Below are 20153 nucleotides of genomic sequence, written 5' to 3' on the forward strand. Positions count from 1 at the left end.
GTCACTCCCGTGTTCGGTGCGGGCGTCCGGTCGTCGAGGCGGCCGCGGCAGGTGCCGCCGCGGCCGCCGTGGATCAGGCTTGGTAGAGCTCGCCGAGCAGGTCGTCCAGCAGCGCGCGGCGGGTGGCGTTCTGCGCCGCCGCGGTCTCGCGCCGCCCGTCCTCGCCGGAGCGCGCTACGGGGAAGAACTCGCGCAGCAGCTCCGTGCGCAGATAGGCGACCAGGTGGTTGATGGTCGGGTTGTTCAGCACCGTCGCGGTGTTGATCGGCCGGCCGGTGGTCACCCGCAGGTACTGCTCGATCTCGACCGCGCCGAGCGAGGTGAGCCCGAGCTCGAAGTAGCTCGTGTCGCGCGGGACCTCTTCGTCCCGGCCGAACAGCAGCGTGCTGCGGAAGCGCTCGACGACCAGGTCGTCGAGCATCCGGCCGCGCTCGGAGTAGGGCGCGGCGGCCAGCCGCTCGACCCACGGGCTCTGCGGCTGCTCGGTCACCGGTCCCCTCCCGCAGTGCGGGCGGGAGGGTTGGTGACCGCGAGTCTGACCTCGCCGGCGCAGTGCCCCCCGAAGTCGTCCCAGTAGCGGCAGGTGGTGTCCGCGATGATCATCGGCCGCCAGTTGCGGCCGCCGACCGTGGTGTGCAGGCGGGCGAACGCGATCTCGCCGTAGAAGTGGTGCGAGCGCACACCCTGCCGGAAGCTGCTCTTGAAGTCCACGATGAGGAAGTCGGCCAGCTGCCGCTCCCGGTACTCGTCGGGAGTCCAGTCGCCGAAGGGCTTCATCAGCCCCTCTTTGACGCTCTTCGCGACGGCGTAGTACATCATCTGGTTGTAGCAGAGGTTGAATTCAACGGCGTTGAAATGCCCGGTGTCCTCGATGTAGAAGGGCGCCGGGATGGAGAACTCGCACGTGCCGGTGACCAGTCCGGACTCCGTGTCCGTGATCACCGCCGACTTGAGGTACCGGCAGTCCGCCCGATAGACCCTCAGCACCTCGGCGAGCAGATCCTCGTCGTTCGCGTACTGCGCGGGCGCGATCGCCGCAGCGCCCGTGCCGGTTGCGGTGTCCACGTCAGCCGCCCACGGGAACGTCGAAGACGACCGGCAGCGTCAGCGGGACGCGGATGAAGTAGGCCCTGCGCCAGCTGACCTGCTCTTCCGGGACCGCGAGGCGCAAGCCGGGCAGCCCGGTCATCGCGGCCTGAACCGCCGCCGAGATCTCGATCCTGGCCAGCTCATTGCCGGGGCACACGTGCGGGCCGAGGCCGAAGGCCAGGTGGCTGGAGCGCGACTGCCGCCCGAAGTCGGCGGTGTCCGGGTCCGGATACCGCTCGGGGTCCCGGTCCGCCGCGCCGAGCGAGAGCAGCACCACGTCTCCGGCCGGAATCTTCTGGCTGCCGATCTCCAGGTCCTGCGCGGCGAACCGGCGCACTCCGGTGTGCACGGTCCCGTACAGCCGCAGGTACTCCTCGATCACCTCGGGCAGCAACTGCGGCTCGGCCAGCAGCGCGTGGTAGCGCTCGGGCTCGCGCAGCAGACCGTACAGCGTGGCGCCGATCATGCCGACCGAGGTGTCGTACCCGCCGACCAGCATGACCATCGCCAGGCCGACGACCTCCTGCGGGTCGAGCGGGTTGCCCTCCTCGTCGCGGGAGTTGAGCCAGTAGGTGAGCATGTCGTCACCCGGCTCGGCCGCCTTGCCCTTGAGCTGGTCGACCAGGAACTGGAGCATCCGGGCCGAGGACTCGCGCCGCGTCTCGGTGTCCAGGCTGAGCATCCCGTCGCCCCAGCGGTGGAAGTCCGCTTGGTGCCGGGCGTCGATGCCCAGCATCTCGGCGATGATGGTGAGCGGCAGCGGGATGGCCAGGTCGGTCACCAGGTCCGCCGAGCCCTTCGCCTTGATCGCGTCCACCAGCGCCGCGGCCACCGCCTCGACCCGCGGCCGCAGCCGGCTGATCGAACGCGGCGAGAACGCCTGGTTGAGGACGTGGCGCAGCCGGGTGTGCTCGGGCGGGTCCTCGGTCACCACCGACTTGGCGGTGAACTCGGACGGGAACGGCAGTCGCCGGTAGTCGGCCCCGGCGTTGTCGAGCCGCCGGGAGAGCCGCAGGTCCTTGAGCGCCGCGCGCACCTCCTCGTGGCCGGTGATCAGCCACGCCGGGACGCCCTCAGGGGTCTCGGTGCGGAAAACGGGGCACCCGGTCGCATGCAGCTCGGCGTACTTCGCGTACGGGTCGGCGAAGTACGCCTCGTCGAACACCACAGCGTCCAGGGACGACACCTGGTCCATGCGCGTCTCGTCTCCGGTCGTGTCAGGCCGCGGGGTGGTTGACCGCGGTGCTGTCGATCCCGTCGTAGAACGGGTACTCGTCGTGCACGGTCACCCGGAACGAGGCGGTCGGCTCAGGCTTGGTGGTGTGCAGCGCCCGGTGGATCAGCACCCGGTTGTCCCAGATCAGCAGATCGTCCTGCTCGAAGGTCTGCAAGTGGATGTTCTCGTGCTGGAAGGTGTTGTCCAGCTGGCCGGTCTCTTCGAGCAGTTCGAGGCGCAGGTCCTCGTCGGCCACGCCGTCGGCGCCGATCACGTCGATGCCGAAGCCCTCGCTCAGGTAGAGGAAGTCCTCGCCGGTGACCGGGTGGCGGGGAACCGCCCGGTGGGTGACCGTCGGAGTCTCCCGCTCGACCTCCGCCAGGATGTCGGTGATCGGCCGGTACACGTCGGTGGGCCGGATCTTGAAGTAGCGCTTGACGCTGTGCGTGATCGTCGCGTCGACGACCCGGTCCTTGAGCTTGTCCGGCAGCTTGGCGTAAGCGCGGGCCATGTCGATGAAGTAGGTGCCGCGGTTGGCCTGCGGGATCACCTGCGGGTAGATCAGGGTCAGGCCGAACGGGTTCGGCATGAACATGTAGTCCGCGTGCCAGAACTTGCCGGTCTGCGGCACCCCCACGGTCTTCCCGTCCTGCGGGACGTTGGAGGAGACGAACACCTCGGGCACTTCGGGGTGCTGGTACATCGGCTGGTAGTAGGTCTCGACCCGGCCGAGCCGGCGGCCGAGCTCCACATACTCCTGCGGGCTGAGCCGCTGGCCCTTGAGGATCACGATCCGCTCGGTGTAGACGAGCTTCTTCAGCGCGGCGAAGTCCTCATCGCCGGCGGTCGCCAGGTTGAACCCTTCGACGACCGATCCAAGTTCACGATCCGCCTGCCGGGTGAAAATCACGCTGATCGCCCTCCCGTGATGAATATGGAAACACGAACTGATGTTTCCACACCCCATCGTATGGAGGTTCGGCGAGACGGGTCCAATTGGTTCTGCTTATCGATCGGCTGCAATCCTTTGCGGCGCACGGAAATGCAGTCGGCAAGCCGGCTGGCCGCCGAAAAGTTAAGCCAGTCCTATCTGGGGTTACGATTCCGTTTCGATTGGCGCCATGCTGGAACCGCGGCGCATCGCGACCGCGGACAACATGGCCACGAAGGAAGCAATACCCGTCGCCAGGAATGCGTGCAGATAACCATTCCGGTCCAGCGGTCCAGCGCTCTCCAGAATCGCGGCCAGACCGGCGATTCCGAGCGCCCCGCCGATCTGCCGCGCGGTAAGCAGCAGGCCGTTTCCGGCGGCGAAGCGGGACGGCGGCAGCGCGTCGGCGGCGATCGTGCCCAGCGAGGTGAGCGTCACGCCGATGCCGAGGCCGCCGAGCAGGCCGGGCGGCAGCCAGGTGGCCGCGTACGTGGCGTTCGCGCCCTCCGCGGCCCACATCCACACCCCTGCCCCGCCGAAGAAGCCCGCGCCGACCAGGGCGGCGACCCACTGCCGCGAGGCCGGGACCCGCCGGCCGACCACGACCGCGCCAGCCACCGCGGTGAACGCGCCCGGAGTGACTCCGAGGCCGGACTTGAGCACCGAGTAGTGCCAGACGGTGACCAGGAACAGCGGACAGGCCAGCAGCCAGGCGTACATCCCGGCGCCGAACAGCGCCGACGTCACGTTCGAAGCGGAGAAGGTGCCGCTGCGCCACAACTCCCACTCGACCGCCGGCGCCGGGTGCTTGATCGAGCGGCCGAGGGCCGTGACGGTCAGGACGGCCCCGCCGGCGAGCAGGCCGAGCACCGCGCCGCTGGTCCAGCCCCAGTCGCTGGCCTCGGTGAGGCCCGCCACCACGCCGCCGACGCCGAAGGCCAGCGCGACCGCGCCGATCCGGTCGGGAAGCTGCCTGCCGGACGGCTCGTCGACCGGCACGCCGCGCACCGTGGCGTAGCCGATCAGCAGGCCGAGCGGGATGTTGATCACGAAGATCGCCCGCCAGTCCCAGGCGGTGATCAGCAGGCCGCCCAGGGTCGGGCCGATCGCCGCGGCCATCGCGCCCGCCGCGCCCCAGGCGCCGATGGCGGCGTGCCGCTTCTGCGGCGGGGTGGAGGCGAGCAGCAGGCCCAGCGCGGAGGGGATCATTCCCGCCGCCGCGGCGCCCTGGAGCGCACGGGCCACCACCAGCGTGTCCGCGTTCGGCGCGGCGGCGGCCAACGCGGACATGACGGCGAAGGCGACCGTGGACAGAACGAACAGCCGGCGCCGGCCGATCACGTCGGCGAGCCGCCCGGCACTGGCCAGCAGCGCGGCGAAGAACACCGCGTACGCGGTCAGCACCCAGGTCAGCCGGGCCAGCGTCACGTCCGGGAAGCTGCGGTGCAGGTCGGAGAACGCGATGTTGACCACGGTGGTGTCGAAGAAGGCCAGGAAGGTGGCCCCGCAGGCCAGCCCGAGCACCCGGCCGGCCAGCCGCGTGTCCGGCGCGCCGGACACCGGCGCATCCTGGGCGGTCTGCGGCGTGGGGGTCGTGGTCATCCGCGCTCTCCTCGGAATGTCGCCAGCCGATCGGCTGCCGGCGGATCCGGCTCCGGCCGCCTCGGCGCCTGGAGCCCGTACCCTGACGTCTGATCCGGTTCTGTGCCTGATTCAGTTCTCCGCGTCGACCGCGGCGGCGGCCTGCCGCTCCCCCGCGGTCACGAACGTGCTCACCGCGTCGACGACCGCGGGATCCCGCAGCGTGCGGTGCCCGAGCCCCTTGGTGATCAGGGTGCTCACTTGATCGCCGTATGCCGCGATGATCCGCTCGGACTGGGCGATGTCGGCCATGTCGTCGCCCTCGTCGTGGATGACGAGGATCGGCACGCCGACGGCCTCCGGCCGGTGCACGACCGAGAAGCGCCGCCAGAGGTCCGCCTCGCCCGGGAACAGGTCCCGCTCCACCTGCCTGCGCAGGTGGCCGTTGATCCGCGGGCCGAGGTGCAGCACCCGGCAGAACTCGTCGACGAGGTACTCGAACTCGCACACCGCGCTGAGGGTCACCACCCGCCGGGCGCGTACGCCCTCGCCTTCGCGCAGGGCCAGGAAGGTGGCCAGCGCGCCGAACGAGTGGGCGACCACGGCCTCGAACTCGCCGTACTCGGCGGCCAGGGAGCTGATGATCTCGCGGAACTCGCGGATCTCAGTGGTCCGGCCCTCGGAGTCGCCGTGCGCCGGGGCGTCGAAGGAGATCGGGCTGTACCCGCGCTCCAGTAGCACGGGCACCAGCGCGGCGTACCGGGAGCCGCGGGACTGCCAGCCGTGCACGAGCAGCACCGGCCGCTCGCCGGTGCCCCACCGATACGTCACGGCCTTCTTGCCATTGACGGTCACGCTGCCGCGCTGCGCCTCAGCGAGCACCGACCGCTCGTTGGAGCCGGGCTTGGCCTTTGCGAGCGGGTACTTGAACAGCGCGTACGCGACGCTCCCGCCCAGCGGTGGCACAACGCGGGCGATGAGGCTGAGCGCGCCGACGGCGAACTTGTTGGGGGGACGCATGCTCAGCCTCCTGAGTTCCAGATACAGCAGTGCCAGCTAACCGCCGAGATAATAGCACGATCGTGCATACAGTCGTATTGGCAGTCAAGAGTCCGCCATGACGATGCATCCGTGCTCCCGGGCCGCCGCGACGGCGTCGCGCAGAGCGTCGAGCGCCCGGTGCGCTCCGGCGAGGAATTCCAGGCCGGCCGGTGTGAGCCGCACCGCGCGGCCGGTGCGCATGAACAGCTGGACGCCCAGATCCCGCTCCAGCCGGGCGATCTGCTGGCTCAGCGCGGGCTGGCTGATGTAGAGCCGCTGCGCTGCCCGGCCGAAGTGCAGTTCGTCGGCCAGGCAGACGAACGAGCGCAGCCTGCCGACCCCGAGATCGGGCTCGACGCGCGCCACGTCCAGCTCGGCCGTCCCACCGTGCGAGAGGAAAAAGCCACCCACCCCACAACCCCCATGATGATCGACCCATTATGCCGACGCCACGCCCGTCGAACCCCCGTGCGACTCCCGACATTAGACGACGGTCATAGAAATAAGCTTGAGGTCGTCCGGAAGCCACCGAGCCTGGCGCGTCATGCCCCCTCTTCGAGCGTGACCGCAGCCGACGGCGCAGGGTCAGCCGCGGTCACGTTCGAAGAGGCGTCATACCTGGTCAAACACCTGAAATTCGCACCAGAGGCCGGGTGTCGGCTACTCGGCGCCGGGGAACAGTTCTTCGCCAGTGGCGGCCAGCAAGATCGAGATGGCCTCCACCGGACACAGTTGCGCCGCGCTCATCACTTCATCCGCAGGCGCGACGATCTCAGCCGTCGGCTGGGACTGCCCCCGGCCGTCGATCTCGAATCCGCTCGGCGCGGTCGACGCGCAGATCGTGGTGCCCATGCAGCGCGAACGGTCTACACGCAGGCGCCAGTCGCCGCTCATGCGTTCCCCCACGTGACCGGGAGCGAGGACAGCTCGCGGAAGGTGAAGCCCGGCCGGTAACGCAGCTCGCCGCTCTCGGCGAGAGCGAGGTCTGGGAACCGGTCGAAGAGCTTGTGGACGGCGACGCCCACCTCCATCCGCCCGAGTTGCGCGCCGGGGCAGAAGTGCGGGCCGTAGCCGAAACTCACGTGGGTGCTCTCCTCGCGGTGGAAGTCGAGCCGCGCCGGGCAGCCGTACTGCCGCGGGTCGCGCCCGGCCGAGCCGATCGACAGCACCACGGCGCTGCCCGCCGGTATGGGCACCTCGCCGATCTCCATGTCCTCGGTGGCGAACCGGCGGATGGCGTTCTGCACCGGAGGCTCGAAGCGCAGCAACTCCTCGACGGCGCCCGTCAGCAGCCCCGGATCGGCGCGCAGTTCCGCCAGCCGCTCGGGGTCGCGCAGCAGGGCGAGCGCGGCGGAGCTGATCATGCTCAGCGTGGTGTCGTACCCGCCGATCAGGATCATGAAGGCCATGCCGACCATCTCGTTCTCGGTCAGCCTGTCGTCCTGGTCGCGGGCCTCGATCAGCCCGGTGATCAGCGCGTCGTCGGGCTGCTCGCGCTTGAGCGTGATCATCCGCTTCAGGAAGGCGACCATGTCACGGCAGCCCTGCGCGGAAGCCTCGCGGTCGGTGCCGACGATCGCGTCCGTGTACCGCCGGAACGTCCCGCGCTCGGCTTCCGGAATGCCCAGCAGATCACAGATGACGGTGATGGGCAGCGGGGCGGCCAGCGCCGTGACCAGGTCGGCGCCGTGCTCCTGCTCGGCCATCCGGTCCAGCAACTCGTCCACGACCTCGTTCACCCGGGGCCGCAGCGACTCGATGCGGCGGCGGGTGAAGGCGGCGTTGATCAGCGACCGCAGCCTGGTGTGGTGCGGCGGGTCGGTGGTGGCGAGGGTGACCCACAGCTCCTCGGGCAGCGGGATGCCCGCATAGCCGTCGGTGTTGTGCCGGGGGTGGCGGGCCAGCCGCTGGTCCGCCAGGCCCTGGCGGACGTCCGCGTACCGGGTGACCAGCCAGACCATCGAGCCGTCCGGAGCGGTGACCCGGTGCGCGGGACCGGCCTCGCGCAACTGGTCGTAAAGCGGATAGGGCTTCGCGAAGTACTCCTCGCCGAATACGACGTCCGCCAGCGGCGCAAGTGCTTCCGGGTGGATTCCCGGAGAAGTCTGGACCAGCTCAGTCATCGTGCTCCCCCTGGTGCGATGTTTTAGGTGTCGCAGACGTCGAGATCCGTCGCGGCCGTCGGCGGCGGAAAACGGCGATGAATTCCGGGCGGAGCAGCCGACAGGACCGGAACCCGGATGGCCGCAGTGCCTGTGGCCGACGTTTCGGCACGCCGCTAAAATCGACAAAATCATAGAGAAACGCACGCGCTCAGGCCAATAACTTCTACTTATCGGCGCGTCCGGCTCAGATATTGATATCGATTTTGCGGTGATCCTCCACCGGGACCGGCCCGGCCTCGACCGCCGCCGGGCTCGCAACGCCACCCAGCGCGCTGACGAGGTCGTCGCAACGGTGCCCTTCGCCGCTGTGTATCGCGAGCATCCGGCCGACCGAGGCGGACCACGGGAACTGGGTCGCGCGGGCTCGCGCCGCGGTGGCCCGCTCGCGCGCGGGGTGAGCCAGCAGCTCGATCACGCCGAGCGCGATGCCGTCGGCCGACGCCTCGACCGCGAGACCCGCGCCCGGCATCGCGCCGCCCGGTTCGGGCGACACCAGTTCGGCCGCGCCCGATCCGGCCGCCGCGACCACGGCCACCCCGCAGGCGAGGGCTTCGAGCACGGACAGGCCGAAGGTCTCGCATGCGGCGGGGGCCAGCACGAGATCGGCGTGCGACAGCTTCGCCGCCAGCCTGGCGCGGTCGGCGATGTGGCCGTGGAAGGTGACCGGCAGCCCGTCGGCGCGCCGGGTGAGCGAGGCGAACTGCGGGCCGCTGCCGTAGACGTCGAGCGTCGCGTCGATTCCCCACTGTCGCAGGGCCCGGAGCGCCTCGACGGCGGTGTGCGGGTTCTTCTCGGTGGACAGCCGGCCCGAGTAGACCAGCCGGATCGGGCCCGCGGCCGGCGTCGGCGCGAGCCCGGGCCCGGCCTCGGCGCCCTTGATCCGGGGCAGCGTGGTCAAGCCGGGCGGCGGCGCGGGGAGCGCTCGCGGATGCGGGCGGAAGACGTTCAGATCCACGCCGAGCGGGACACGCCGGATGGCGGTGGCCCCGGCCTCGGTCAGCTCGCGCTCGCCGTAGGCCGAGGTGGCGACATGATCATCGAACCCGGCAACGACCTTGCGGCTCCACCGGCCGACCGCGCGCTCCATGCTGCGCGGCAGGGTGCGGATCCCGGTCCGGTTCGCCACCATCGAGTCCAGGCGCTCGTGCGAGAACAACACGGCGCGCACGCCCCGCTCCCGCGCCCACGGCCCGGCGACGACCAGCGTCGCCTTGTCGGAGACCTCGACCGAGTCCGGGGCGAGCGAGGCCAGGATGCGCAGCACCCGCTCGGGCCGGAAGATCATCCGGTAGCCGCCGCTGACCGGGGTGCCGGGCACCGTGATGACCGTGCCGTTGCGCTCGTCCGCCGCGATCGACGGCTTGGCGCCGGGGACGATGAGGAACCGCTCGTGCCCGGCCGCGATGTATCCCCGGCCCAGGGTGTCCACGACCGTGCGCAGTCCGCCGGAGCGCGCGTGGTACATGTTGGCCAGTTGGACGATCCTCACCGAGCGGCCGCCGTCGACCGCGCGGACGCCGAGCGCCGCTCGCCGGCCAGGGTTTCCGCGCTGCGGGCCAGCAGTTCGCGGTACGTCATGGCGCGGGCTCCGAATGTCAGGGCCCGTTCGATCGCGCGCAGCGTGGTGTCCCGCAGCCCCGGGCGATGCACGTCGTCCGGGTGCAGGGCGAGCCGCAGCGGGCGCCCCCGGCGGGTGAACCACTGCGGGGAGCGCTCGATGAGATAGTCGCCGCTGCGCTCGCTGAACGGGCGCCCGTCCGCGCCCATCGCGGGCCTGTGCGACAGCGCCACCACGGTGTGCCGCACGCCGCTGCGTAGGTCGTGGACGCCGAAATGGCTTGTCCAGTAACGCAGTCCGCACGCCGCGAGCGCCTGCCGGGTGCCCGGCGAGGCCAGGTATCCGGGCGGGACGAAGCCCTCGGGCTCGATCTTGGCGAGCCGCAGGGCTTCGAGTCCCCGGTCGATCCGGACGCGGGCCTCGGCGGCGTCCAGGGTCCAGAACTCGCCGGCGCCGCGCGCGGCGATCCGCCCGGTCCAGCGGCGGGAAGCGGCGCCGCCCGGCTGCGCGGTGTGGCTCCAGCCGTGCAGCGCGAGTTCGTGCCCTGCGTCGGCCGCGCGGCGCAGCTCGGCGCCGAACTCGGGTGCGTCGGTCAGCGCCGGCGAGCGCCACGGCCCTGGGACGACCAGCATCGTGGCGCGCACGCCCAGCCCGTCCAGATCGGCGAGCCAGCTGCGGGTCTCGGCGGCGGTGGCGGGCGCGACGTCGTGGATCGAGACGACCAGCGGCGGCTCGTCGGTGGAGGGTCTGCGCACACGTGGAGCGTCACGGGTCCGGGTGACAGGCTCGTGACAAACGTTCTGGCAGCGGGTAAACGGCACGCGGCGAACGGTCACGCCGGGACCGCTGGTCTGCGGCCGGAGCCCGCGGCGCCGTGGCAGAGGCTATCACCGGCGGCTGAGGCGAAATCCGGCAGCGGAACTCGCCGTGAATATGTCCTTGCCGCCATGCGCGGAAGCGCGGAACGCTGGCCGCATGAGAGTTGTGATCCCGATTTTTCCGCAGTTCACCGCGCTCGACGCGATCGGCCCGTACGAGGTGCTGCGGTTGGTGCCGGGCGCCGAGGTGATCTTCGCGGCCGCCGCGACCGGCGTCGTGCGCACCGAGAGCCTGATGGTGGGCCTGCACGCCGACGCCGCCTTCGACGAGATCGACTCCGCCGACGTCCTGGTCTTCCCGGGCGGCTGGGGAACCAGGGCCCTGATGACCGACGAGAAGGTGCTCGACTGGGTGCGCGCCGTGGACGCCACGACGCAGTGGACGACGTCGGTGTGCACCGGATCGCTCGTGCTGGGCGCCGCCGGGCTGCTCGACGGGCTGGAGGCGACGACGCACTGGAGCACCGTGCAGAAGCTGGAGAAGCTGGGCACCCGCTACACCGAGCAGCGGGTCGTGCGGCAGGGGAAGATCATCACCGCCGCGGGCGTCTCGTCGGGGATCGACATGGCGCTGACGCTCGCCGGGCTGATCGCGGGCGAACGGATCGCGAAGGCGATCCAGCTGGCCATCGAGTACGACCCTCAGCCGCCGTTCGACGCCGGATCGCCGGCCAAGGCGGGACCGGAGATCATCGCCGTCAACGCGACGCTGCGCGACCTGCCGCCCGCCTCGGCGAGCCGGTGACCGTGGCCGACATGGCAACACGATGACGGCATAACGCCGCGGCGAGGGCATCCCCACCTGCGCGGCCGAACCGCCGATACCCGGCCCAGCCGCGCAGGGGATGCTGCTGTCGGTGTGCGGTGGAAGAGTGAGCCGTGGCATTCATCCCCAATGGCTAAGGAGGTCGGGACTATGCCCGACGCCAAGCTTCCGCACGCCCAGGGCAAGCCCTGCTGGCTTGACATGTTCGCCGCCGACCAGAGCGCCGCCCTGGCGTTCTACAACAAGGTCTTCGGCTGGGTCGGCGAGCCGAACAGCGAGTTCGGCGGCTACGCGGTGCTCTCACTGGACGGGCGCGCCGTGGCCGGGATCTCCCCGCTCATGCCGGACCAGCCGCCGCAGCCGCCGGCCTGGAACACCTACTTCGCGGTGGACGACATCGCGTCGGTCGCCGAGCGGATCGGCAAGCTCGGCGGCACCAAGTTCGTCGGCCCCGACGAGGTGCCCGGCACCGGCAAGCTGGTCTTCGCCGCCGACCCCGCCGGAGCGCCGTTCGGCCTCTGGGAGGCCGCGCCGTTCCCCGGCTTCCAGGCCGCCATGGAACCGGGCGCGCCGGTCTGGTTCGAGCTGGAGACGCAGCAGGGCGAGGCCAGCGCCGAGTTCTACGCGGCGCTGCTCGGCGTCGAGGCGCCGACGAGCCCGGAGATGGCCGGCTCCTACTGGATCGTCACCGTCGGCGGCGAGCAGGCCGCCGGGATCTACCAGGACCCGGAGCTCAAGATGACCCCGGAGCTCAAGATGACAGAGGGCAAGAAGGAGGGGCCGGCCGGTGCCCCGCACTGGCAGCCGTACTTCCAGGTCGCCGACGCCGACGCCGCGGTGGCCGCGGCCCTGGCCGCCGGCGCGAGCCTGGTGCGTGAGGCCCAGGACTCCCCCTACGGGCGCTTCGCCAAGCTGCGCGACCCGCAGGGCGCCGAACTCTCGGTGATCACCGCGATGCCGTCCTGATCCGTCCGCACGGCTGATAACACGGCTGATAACGCCGTTCCGAGCCGCTGCGGGGTCGGGCAGCGGCTCGGAACGGTGTCGCGACGGCGCCCCACGCGAGGAGGGCGCCGCCGTTCAGGGGATCGTCGCGCCCCCAGCGCGGCGACGATCAGATACGGACGTGTCCGTGGCATGCGGCCCACGGCCCCCACGGCACCCCTTACCCTGCCGGTCACCAACGTCGAACGACAGATCCCAGCCATGGCGGGAACCTGCCTTGGCGTATCCGCGCCACCCCCGAAGCATTACACACAGAGCCCTGTCGGCCGCTGCCATACGCAGGGTCGCGCCGCCGTCTCACACAGCCGCGCCGGTCAGGCCCTGGAACGGGGCGAGCGCGTTCTGGTAGTGCCCGAGCAGTTCGTCACACACTGAGGCCCAGGACCGGCTCAGCACCACATCGCGGGCGTTTGCCCCGTACTGCCTTCGCATCACCGGGTTCGAGACCAGTTCGAAGACCTTGCCGCGCAGGTCCTCGGTGTCGTCCGGCTCGAACAGCGACCCGGTGCGGCCGGGCTGGACCAGGTCGAGCGGCCCGCCGACCGCCGGGGCGACGACCGGGACGCCGGAAGCCATCGCCTCCTGCACGCACTGGCCGAAGGTGTCGTCGGCGCCGGTGTGTACGAACACGTCGAAAGATGCGTACGCGGCGGACAGCGCCTGGCCGCTGAGGAATCCGGGCAGCGCCGCGCTGGGCATCAGGGCTCTGAGGCTGGTCGCGGCCGGCCCGTCGCCGACCGCGACCACGCGCACCCCGGGCAGGTCGGCCAGGTGCGCCAGCAGGTGCACCCGCTTGTCTGCGGCCAGCCGCCCGACGTATCCGACCAGCACCTCGCGGTCGCCGAGCAACCACGCGCGCAACTGCTCGTCGCGGTGTGCCGGGTTGAACCGGTCGGCGTCCACACCACGCGCCCACATGGCCAGCCGGGGGACGCTCTGTGCGCTCAACTGCTCGTAGCTGGCCCGGGACGGCACGAGGGTGATCTCGGCCTGCCGGTGGATGTGCCGGATCCAGGACCAGATCACCGCGTCGGTGCCGCGGAAGCCGTACTGCCGGGCGAATCCGGCCACGTCCGTCTGGAAGACCGCGACGCTCGGCACGCCGATGCGGCGCGCGGCCCGCGCCCCGGCGGCGCCGAGGGCGATCGGCGAGGCCAGGTGGACCAGGTCGGGCCGGAAGGCGCGCAGGATCTTCTCCACCCGCCGGGTGGGCAGGCCGAGCTTGAACTCCCGGTATCCGGGCAGGCCGACCCCGGGTACCGCGACCACCGGAAAGCCGGCGTAGGAATCCGGGCCGGGCCCGGGGGCGACGACCAGCGCCTCGTGGCCCCGTGAGGCGAGGTGCTCAAGGATCCGGCACACGGTGTTCGTGACGCCGTTCACCTGCGGCAGGAAGGATTCTGTGACGAGTGCGACCCGCATGTGCGGAATGTGCCCGTCGGGGATGGCCTCGAAGTAACCAGAGTGGGGGCGACGGGAGAACTCTGGTCGCAGGATCGGTGTGTGCGGGTGCGGATTCCGGACGCTACTTCGTGGTTGTCCGGCCTGGCGCCGCAGTCTCCCGCAGGGCGCCCCTTCGACTCCGGGCGCGGGCATCAGCCCGGCTGCGCCGGGGAATGACCAAGTACAGTGAATCATGGTTCGGCGAGCGGGCGATCGTTCACGGCACAGGGGCGTCGGCGAGAGGGGCGAAGCATGACGGACCGGACAGCGGCTTCGCAGGCTTCTGCGGACGGCGAGTCCCTCATCGAGCCCGCCGCCCCGGCCGGCCCGGACAGCCCGCCGCAGCGCGTGACCATCCTCACCGAGTTCATCAGGGTACTGCGAACGCGCCCGGACTGGCTCTACGGGATGCTGAGCAGCTGGATGCTCGGCGTGGGCACGTACGCGTTCCTGCTGGTCTTCACCAGGCCGAACCTGGCCGACCCGATGAACCAGCTCGTGGTGCCGGTCATCCTGACCGCGGTGGCGGACGGCTCGCTGACCAACCAGCTGGCCGCCGAGCCGCGGTGGCTCGCCGGGATACTGCGCTCCGGCACCGATCCGGGCCGCATCCTGCTGGCCCGCAACATCGTGCTCGCGCTGTGGGAGCTGTTCTTCGTCGGGCTCGTCGTCGCCGCCACCGTGCTGCTCGGCCACGACTCCGCGTGGGTGGGCCCCGCCCTGCCGCAGCTCGCGGTGCTGCCGATCGCCTCGATCGCCATCGGGAACCTCGCCTCGGTCCTGGTGCCGTGTCCGTTCATGCGGATGAGCAAGCGGTTCCAGGCGGTCGGCACGTGGGCGCGCTGGATGATCTACGCCGCGATCCCGTGGGCGCTCAGCTCCATCGCGCTGGCGATGTGGGCGCTGCCGGTGTACCTGGAGGGGCGCTGGGAGCCGCGGGTGGTGACGCACGTGATCAACCTCAAGCACTACGCGGTCACCGTGCAGCACGCGACCCACACGTACTTCATGATCTGGCTCATCGTGATCCCGCTGTGGCACCTGACGGTCTGGCTGCTCTCGCTGCGGCTGGCGCAGGCCTTCGCCCGGGTGCGCAGGCGCCGGCTGGTCCGGCTGATGGATCAGCATCTCCAGCTCACCGCGCGGCTGCCCGACCTCTCGCTGGTCGCCGCGGCGCGGCAGCTGCCGGCCCGGGTCCGGGAGATCCCCGGCGATCTGCGCGGCGAGCTCTCGCTGATCAGCTCGGAGATCATGGAGGCCACCACCACGATGACCCGGCTGTGACCGGAACCGGGCGAACGCGGACAAAAACCCCAGTGTGCTGACATCGCCCGCGCCGGTGTGCCAGGCTGGCAGCCGAACTGCGGGAACACTGGAGAGAACGGGCGCGTGACACGGAGCGGGAGCGATGATCGGCGGCTGATACGCCGGTCCGGCGTGCTGCTCGCGGCGGCCGCGGCCCTGAGCTTGGCCGTCGCCGCGGTGGGCGTCCGCGCAGCCAACGGAGCCACCCTGCGCGATTCCGGCCTGGCCACCGGCGCCGCACTCGGCCTGGGCATCCTCTTCGCCCTCATCGCGGTCCTCACCGCCGCGAAGTACCGCGACCACGTGCGCTCGACCGAAACGGCCACCACCGCGCAGGACCGGCTGCGCCAGGCGACGATCGCGGTGCTTTTCGCCAGCGCCGTCCTGGTCCCCTTCGCACTGTTGCTGCTGAGCAAGCCGATCACGGGCGAAGAGGCCCCCGATTACTCACCCCTCCCGACTCCGAGCGCTGCCCGGTGGCGCGCCTTACGGCCACAACCCACGCATGCCCCCGGCAAGGGACACGGCTTCTCCTTCGACCTGGCCCAATTCCTCCTGGGACTGGTGATCGTGATCGGCGTGGCGCTGCTGGTGACCATGATCGCCGTGGCGATCCGCCTGCTGCGCAAGGTGCCGATCGCCCCGCCGACCACGTCCATACCGTCGTTCGCGCAGTCGCAGGCCGAAGACGAGGCGCTGGCCGACGCGCTACTCGCCGGCCGGTCGGCGCTGTCCGGGCAGGACGCACGTGCCGCGATCATCGCCTGCTACGCCGCGATGGAGGACTCGCTCGCAAGGGTGGGCGTCGTGCGCGAGCATTCCGACAGTCCATCCGACCTGTTGCGCCGCGCAGCCCGCGATCTCCCCGACACTGGCGCCCGAAACGCCGCGACGCTGACAGACCTGTTCCGCGAAGCCCGCTTCTCCTCGCACCCCATGACGCCCAAGCACCTGGAGGCGGCGCGAAGCGCCCTGGACACGGTCACGAGCGCACTGTCCGAGCGAATACGCGCGCAGGCCGAAGCCGAAGCCGAAGCCCACACATCGCAGGACTCGAAATCACAGGGTCCGAAATCACAGGGTCCGAAAACCCAAGACCCGACAACCCAGGACCCGAAGACGCAGGTGGTCACCTCATGACCACACCCACCCAAGTAGCCCGCTTCCGCGTAAGCCGCTTCCGCCGAACAGACCGGCGCAACGGCCAATCTCCCCTGGGCCACACAACACGCGCCGTACTCCTGCTCTCCGCGACAGCCATCGCGTCCGAGGCAGTGCTGGCGATCGGCGGTGGCCCTGGAGCGGCAGCGGCAGGCGCCGTGGCGATCGTCGTCGTCGGACTGCTGGTCGCCCGGTATGTCGCCGGCGCAGACGCGATCGACGGCTCGCACCGCAGGTCCGTGCGCCTCGTGCACCAGCGCGAGCCAAGCCTGCGCGGCTGGGCGACGGCCGTGGAGTCGGCGCGTGAGTCCGCGGCCGGATTCGAGCGAGTGCTGCGCCCGCAACTGGAACGGCTTTACGCGGTGCGCTTGGCCGACAGGCACGGGATCTCCCTCTACCGCGAACCGGATCGGGCCGCGGCCGTGGTCGGCTACGACGTGTTCGCGTGGATCGACCCGCGCCGGCCGACCTACTCGGGGCCGCTGCCGCCGCGCAAGACGCTGGACCGGCGCGCACAGTCCGCCAGCGATCCCCCGCCCGTCCCGGACGTGGTGCTCCGCGCGCTCGTCCACCGCCTCGAAACGCTGTGAAGCCTCCCGACGGGGAAGCAGCGTGACCGGATGAGGATGAGGAGCCTGAAAGCCTTGGAGAACGCAGTGACCACCGGAGCGGTGCCGGCCGCCGCGGTGCCGACGGATCGGGGGACGGGAATGCACGCAGACAGGAACACGGCCGACACCGGCGACCAAGCCGACGCCACTCCCGGAAACGGAAACAAGAGCGCGCCCGGGACCAAGACCGAGAACGCCGCCACCACCACCCCGAACGACGCCGTCACGCTGACTCCAAAGCAGACCGGAGAGCGAGCGCACACCGTACTCGACGAGGTCGCGCGCGCGGTGGTCGGCAAGCGCCCGGCGCTGGAACTGGTGATGCTCGGCGTACTGGCCGGCGGCCACGTGCTGATCGAGGACCTGCCGGGACTCGGCAAGACCCTGCTGGCCCGCTCCTTCGCCACCGCGCTTGGCCTGGAGTTCACCCGGATCCAGTTCACCCCGGACCTGCTGCCCTCCGACGTGACCGGGGCGCCGTTCTACGACCAGCGCTCCGGCGAGATGGTCTTCCGCCCCGGCCCCGTCTTCACGAACCTGCTGCTGGCCGACGAGATCAACCGTACCCCGCCGAAGACCCAAGCCGCGCTGCTCGAAGCGATGGGCGAGGGACAAGTCTCGGTGGACGGCGCGACCCGTCCGCTGCCCAAGCCCTTCGTGGTGATCGCGACCGACAACCCGATCGAGTACGAGGGCACATACGCACTGCCCGAGGCACAACTGGACCGGTTCCTGCTCCGCGTACGCATGGGCTACCTGCCGCCGGTAGACGAGGCCGCGATGCTGCGCAAGCGCCTCGACCGCGCGACACCGGAAGCGGTACTCAAGCCACTGGCCACCCCGGCCGAGGTCCTGGCAATGCGGGCGAGCCTGGAAGCGGTCGAGGTGGACGACGACCTGCTCGGCTACATCATCGGCCTGGTCAACGCGACACGGGCGCACGCGCAAATACAAGTCGGCGCCTCCCCACGCGGCGGCCTGGCGCTGGTCCAGCTGGCTCGGGGCCGGGCTGTGCTGGACGGACGCGACTACGTCACCCCGGAAGACGTGAAATCCGTCGCAGTACCCGCGCTCGCCCACCGAGTCACGCTGCGCCCCGAACTGTGGGTGCGCCGGATCAGCGCCGACGACGTGATCGCAGGCATCGTCAACTCGGTAGCCACCCCACGCACGGTCCCGCAGCCGTGACCACGCCCGGCCCAGCCAGCGAACCAAGTCCGTCCACACCGGGCAGACCCACCGGCGCAGGCGGTCCACCCGGTACAGGCGGTCCAACTGGCACAGTCGGCCCCGTCGCCCCAAGCAATCCACCCAGCGCAGGCAGCCCACCTAACGTAGACAGTCCACCTAACGAAACCCGTTCGCCTAACGCAGATAGCCCACCTGGCGCAGATGGTCCACCTAGCCTGGGCAGTCCTGCCGATACCAACATTCCCGCCAGCCCAACCGGTGCCAATGCTCTGGCCGACGCCGCCGGAACCCCCAGCCCTGCCGCTCGAACACACCCGGCCAGTGCAATCGGCGCCACCAGTTCAGCCAACTCTGCTAGTCCAGCCGGTCCCATCACCCCCATCACCCCCATCACCCCCATCACCCCCATCACCCACGCCGACCACGCCGACCACGCCGCTCCCAGCATGCCCACAGCTCACACCACTAGCGACGCCATACGCCGCGCCATCGGCGGGCCGAACGCAATCACGGGACCAGCCGGAGCACCGCCCGCACCAACGACGCAATGGCGCTTCACTGAACGTGCGCTGCGCCTGACCAGCGTCGCCTTGGCCGCCATCTCGATTGCCTTGATCACTGGTCGCGCCTGGGTACTCGCCCTCGCCGCCGCACCTGCGGTGCTGCTCGCGCTCAGCGCGCCCGGATCGACCCGCCCGACGCGCGCCGCCGCGCGGGCGACGGTTCCGGTGCGGCGGTGCTTCGAAGGCGAACCGATCGCCGTGCGTATCGACCTGGCCTTCGACGGATTGGTCGGCTGGATCGATCCGGGCGTGGCGCCTGGTCCCGGGGTCGAGCTCACCGACATCGCAATCACAGGCCCGGTCGTCGCGCTCTCCTTTGCCGCGCGCCGCTGGGGCCGGTGGTCGCTGGGCACCGCGGACATCGACCTGCACGACGTCGGTGGCCTCGGACGGCGAACCATGCGGGTGGAGTTGGGCGAGGTGGACATCTACCCGTGGCCCGCCAGCACCGCCCTGACTCCGATCCCGGCGCGGCTGCCCGATCGGCTCGGCGAGCACACGGCGAGGCAGAACGGCGACGGCTTCGAGTTCGCGGGCGTCCGGCCCTATGCGTGGGGCGACCGGCAGCGGCGCATCCACTGGCCGTCCACGACGCGGCGCGGCGCGATTCAGATCACGCAATACGCGGCCGAGCGAGCGGCGGACGCGGTCGTGCTGCTCGACGCGTTCGGCGACCTCCTCGACCCGGCGACCGGCCGCTCGACGCTCGACGACTCGGTGCGCGCGGCGGCCGGCATCACGCGCGCCTACCTGCGCAGCCATGATCGAGTAGGAGTGGTCTCGATCGGCGGCAGGCTGCGGTGGCTGCAACCCCGCACCGGTGGCGCCTACCTGTACCGGATCATCGAGACAGTGCTCGAAGTGCGTCGCGATCTCGGTTATCAAACACCTGACCTCAGCCACGTCCCCGCTCCCGCGTTGCCGCACGGCGCGCTGGTGTACGCGATCACGCCACTCGCCGACGACCGGGTCCTTGACGTGCTGCGGGACTTGGCGGAGCGCGGCAACCCGGTGGTGGTCGTGGAGATTCCGGCCGGTGATCCGCGCGTGGACCCGACAGACGAGGCGGCCGGTTTTGCCCTGCGGCTGTGGCGGCTGGACCGCGAGGCGCTGCGTTTCAGCCTGGCGGAGCGCGGTATCCCCGTGGTGGCGTGGAATGGCACAGGCGAATTGGATCTCGCACTGGCGCCACTACTGCGTACCGGAGTTCGAGGCAGGACCCGATGACCGACACAAGCGCCTCACCCGGGCGAACTGAACCGTCGAATCAAGCCATGTTGATCGAGCAAGCCATGTTGACTGAGCAGCCCGTGATGTCCGAGCAATCCGCGGCGCCCAATCAAATGTCCGGTCATGTAGTTCAAGCGATATCCAGCCAATCCACACTTCAATCCGCGCTGCCGAACCGGGCAGTGCAGTTCCTCGGAGTCGTCCTAGCCCTGACCGCCACCGACCCGGCGGAACTCGCCCAACGCGGCCCGGTCTACTGGTTGCTGACCACCGCCGTGATGGTCGCGGCGATCTGGGCTGCTCCCATCGTGGCGCAGCGTCCTGCCATCGCGGCGGTGAATTGGAACACCCAGTTGGCGCGGCACCGCAACACGGTCTTCGCCGTCGGATGCACGGTCATCGCAGGACTCAATGACCCT

General features: G+C 70.5%; 19 protein-coding genes and 1 pseudogene. 8 read left to right on the forward strand and 12 right to left on the reverse strand.

The features are described 5' to 3' along the window. Positions 1-73: 73 nt before the first annotated feature. From VGS97_RS11110 to VGS97_RS11160, 11 genes are all read right to left on the reverse strand, one after another. Positions 74-490: an acyl carrier protein gene (locus tag VGS97_RS11110; RefSeq protein WP_326853270.1), complete on the reverse strand. Its 417-nt coding sequence runs from the start codon at positions 488-490 to the stop codon at positions 74-76. Next, positions 487-1065 carry an FcoT family thioesterase gene (locus tag VGS97_RS11115; RefSeq protein ID WP_326853271.1) on the reverse strand — a complete coding sequence of 193 codons (579 nt, stop codon included), beginning with the start codon at positions 1063-1065 and terminating at the stop codon, positions 487-489. The genes VGS97_RS11110 and VGS97_RS11115 overlap by 4 nt, the downstream gene beginning before the upstream one ends. A 1-nt stretch (position 1066) precedes the next feature. After that, a complete protein-coding gene (locus VGS97_RS11120) occupies positions 1067-2284 on the reverse strand; it encodes a cytochrome P450 (RefSeq protein WP_326853272.1) in 1218 nt (405 codons plus the stop codon). Positions 2285-2306: 22 nt separating this feature from the next. Further along, positions 2307-3215: a (3R)-3-[(carboxymethyl)amino]fatty acid oxygenase/decarboxylase gene (gene scoE / locus VGS97_RS11125; protein WP_326853274.1), complete on the reverse strand. Its 909-nt coding sequence runs from the start codon at positions 3213-3215 to the stop codon at positions 2307-2309. A gap of 186 nt (positions 3216-3401) precedes the next feature. Then, complete coding sequence (locus VGS97_RS11130; protein ID WP_326853275.1) at positions 3402-4838, reverse strand: MFS transporter; 1437 nt, start codon at positions 4836-4838, stop codon at positions 3402-3404. Positions 4839-4949: 111 nt separating this feature from the next. Next, positions 4950-5837: an alpha/beta hydrolase gene (locus VGS97_RS11135; protein ID WP_326853276.1), complete on the reverse strand. Its 888-nt coding sequence runs from the start codon at positions 5835-5837 to the stop codon at positions 4950-4952. Positions 5838-5921: 84 nt separating this feature from the next. After that, positions 5922-6269 carry a LysR family transcriptional regulator gene (locus VGS97_RS11140; RefSeq protein WP_326853277.1) on the reverse strand — a complete coding sequence of 116 codons (348 nt, stop codon included), beginning with the start codon at positions 6267-6269 and terminating at the stop codon, positions 5922-5924. Between the two features lie 249 nt (positions 6270-6518). Beyond that, positions 6519-6752, reverse strand: a complete 234-nt coding sequence (locus VGS97_RS11145) for a ferredoxin (RefSeq protein ID WP_326853278.1) — start codon at positions 6750-6752, stop codon at positions 6519-6521. Continuing rightward, a complete protein-coding gene (locus VGS97_RS11150) occupies positions 6749-7981 on the reverse strand; it encodes a cytochrome P450 (RefSeq protein ID WP_326853279.1) in 1233 nt (410 codons plus the stop codon). The genes VGS97_RS11145 and VGS97_RS11150 overlap by 4 nt, the downstream gene beginning before the upstream one ends. Positions 7982-8207: 226 nt before the next feature. Then, positions 8208-9512 (reverse strand): glycosyltransferase, encoded by a 1305-nt coding sequence (locus VGS97_RS11155; protein ID WP_326853280.1) that lies wholly within the window; start codon positions 9510-9512, stop codon positions 8208-8210. Further along, on the reverse strand, positions 9509-10336 hold the full coding sequence (locus VGS97_RS11160) for a polysaccharide deacetylase family protein (protein ID WP_326853281.1): 828 nt from the start codon (positions 10334-10336) through the stop codon (positions 9509-9511). The genes VGS97_RS11155 and VGS97_RS11160 overlap by 4 nt, the downstream gene beginning before the upstream one ends. A 220-nt stretch (positions 10337-10556) precedes the next feature. Between VGS97_RS11160 and VGS97_RS11165 the strand changes: the two genes are divergently transcribed. Beyond that, positions 10557-11204 (forward strand): DJ-1/PfpI family protein, encoded by a 648-nt coding sequence (locus VGS97_RS11165; RefSeq protein ID WP_326853282.1) that lies wholly within the window; start codon positions 10557-10559, stop codon positions 11202-11204. Positions 11205-11375: 171 nt separating this feature from the next. Next, complete coding sequence (locus VGS97_RS11170; RefSeq protein WP_326853283.1) at positions 11376-12191, forward strand: VOC family protein; 816 nt, start codon at positions 11376-11378, stop codon at positions 12189-12191. Between the two features lie 336 nt (positions 12192-12527). On the opposite strand, the gene VGS97_RS11175 is transcribed toward VGS97_RS11170, so the two are convergent. Next, a complete protein-coding gene (locus tag VGS97_RS11175) occupies positions 12528-13652 on the reverse strand; it encodes a glycosyltransferase family 1 protein (protein ID WP_326853284.1) in 1125 nt (374 codons plus the stop codon). Between the two features lie 273 nt (positions 13653-13925). Here VGS97_RS11175 and VGS97_RS11180 point away from each other — a divergent pair, with 273 nt between their 5' ends. The 6 genes and pseudogenes from VGS97_RS11180 to VGS97_RS11205 form a co-directional block, all read left to right on the forward strand. Then, positions 13926-14957 (forward strand): hypothetical protein, encoded by a 1032-nt coding sequence (locus VGS97_RS11180; RefSeq protein ID WP_326853285.1) that lies wholly within the window; start codon positions 13926-13928, stop codon positions 14955-14957. Positions 14958-15062: 105 nt separating this feature from the next. Continuing rightward, the gene (locus tag VGS97_RS11185) at positions 15063-16118 is read left to right on the forward strand and encodes a DUF4129 domain-containing protein (RefSeq protein WP_326853287.1); all 1056 of its coding nucleotides are present in this window, start codon (positions 15063-15065) and stop codon (positions 16116-16118) included. Next, complete coding sequence (locus tag VGS97_RS11190; RefSeq protein WP_326853288.1) at positions 16115-16729, forward strand: hypothetical protein; 615 nt, start codon at positions 16115-16117, stop codon at positions 16727-16729. Before VGS97_RS11185 ends, VGS97_RS11190 begins: the two co-directional genes overlap by 4 nt. Before the next feature lie 54 nt (positions 16730-16783). After that, a complete protein-coding gene (locus tag VGS97_RS11195; protein ID WP_326853289.1) occupies positions 16784-17938 on the forward strand; it encodes a MoxR family ATPase in 1155 nt (384 codons plus the stop codon). Between the two features lie 449 nt (positions 17939-18387). Then, the gene (locus VGS97_RS11200) at positions 18388-19731 is read left to right on the forward strand and encodes a DUF58 domain-containing protein (protein WP_326853290.1); all 1344 of its coding nucleotides are present in this window, start codon (positions 18388-18390) and stop codon (positions 19729-19731) included. Beyond that, positions 19728-20153, forward strand: a pseudogene (locus tag VGS97_RS11205) (hypothetical protein); the annotation flags it as partial. The gene VGS97_RS11200 and the pseudogene VGS97_RS11205, both read left to right, overlap by 4 nt.

The sequence above is a fragment of the Actinocrinis sp. genome (genome assembly GCF_035946395.1).
In the GTDB taxonomy this organism is placed as follows: Bacteria; Actinomycetota; Actinomycetes; order Streptomycetales; family Catenulisporaceae; genus Actinocrinis.

What these genes read in the sequence shown, in the direction of transcription:
- VGS97_RS11120 (WP_326853272.1), bottom strand. Translation starts at nt 2,284, where the DNA reads ATGGACCAGGTGTCGTCCCTGGACGCTGTGGTGTTCGACGAGGCGTAC.
- VGS97_RS11130 (WP_326853275.1), bottom strand. Translation starts at nt 4,838, where the DNA reads ATGACCACGACCCCCACGCCGCAGACCGCCCAGGATGCGCCGGTGTCC.
- VGS97_RS11135 (WP_326853276.1), bottom strand. Translation starts at nt 5,837, where the DNA reads ATGCGTCCCCCCAACAAGTTCGCCGTCGGCGCGCTCAGCCTCATCGCC.
- VGS97_RS11145 (WP_326853278.1), bottom strand. Translation starts at nt 6,752, where the DNA reads ATGAGCGGCGACTGGCGCCTGCGTGTAGACCGTTCGCGCTGCATGGGC.
- VGS97_RS11150 (WP_326853279.1), bottom strand. Translation starts at nt 7,981, where the DNA reads ATGACTGAGCTGGTCCAGACTTCTCCGGGAATCCACCCGGAAGCACTT.
- VGS97_RS11165 (WP_326853282.1), top strand. Translation starts at nt 10,557, where the DNA reads ATGAGAGTTGTGATCCCGATTTTTCCGCAGTTCACCGCGCTCGACGCG.
- VGS97_RS11170 (WP_326853283.1), top strand. Translation starts at nt 11,376, where the DNA reads ATGCCCGACGCCAAGCTTCCGCACGCCCAGGGCAAGCCCTGCTGGCTT.
- VGS97_RS11175 (WP_326853284.1), bottom strand. Translation starts at nt 13,652, where the DNA reads ATGCGGGTCGCACTCGTCACAGAATCCTTCCTGCCGCAGGTGAACGGC.
- VGS97_RS11180 (WP_326853285.1), top strand. Translation starts at nt 13,926, where the DNA reads ATGACGGACCGGACAGCGGCTTCGCAGGCTTCTGCGGACGGCGAGTCC.
- VGS97_RS11190 (WP_326853288.1), top strand. Translation starts at nt 16,115, where the DNA reads ATGACCACACCCACCCAAGTAGCCCGCTTCCGCGTAAGCCGCTTCCGC.
- VGS97_RS11200 (WP_326853290.1), top strand. Translation starts at nt 18,388, where the DNA reads ATGCCCACAGCTCACACCACTAGCGACGCCATACGCCGCGCCATCGGC.